General features: G+C 65.5%; 1 protein-coding gene. It reads left to right on the top strand.

Annotated elements, in window-relative coordinates:
- Nucleotides 1-232 (top strand): TraM recognition domain-containing protein (locus AAEY75_RS17290; RefSeq protein ID WP_352260420.1); only part of this gene is annotated, 232 nt, incomplete at both ends.

Genomic DNA, 232 nt, shown 5'->3' with positions numbered 1-232 from the left:
GCCTACACCCAGACGCTCAGCGACATCGAGGCGCGTGTCGGCAACCGCGCCAAAGCCGGCCAGGTCATCGGCAACTTCAACAACCTGTTCATGCTGAGGGTGCGCGAGACCGCGACCGCCGAGCTGCTCACCCGCCAACTGCCCAAAGTGGACGTCTACACCACGACACTGGTCAGCGGCGCCACCGACAGCTCCGATGTGCGAGGGCCGACCGACTTCACCTCCAACGCAC

Origin of the sequence: Psychrobacter sp. TB55-MNA-CIBAN-0194 (assembly GCF_040309505.1) — a bacterium.
GTDB classification, from domain to species: domain Bacteria; phylum Pseudomonadota; class Gammaproteobacteria; order Pseudomonadales; family Moraxellaceae; genus Psychrobacter; species Psychrobacter fozii.
The sequence above is the reverse complement of the archived record's forward strand: the minus strand, read 5'-3'. Positions and strand labels throughout refer to the sequence as shown.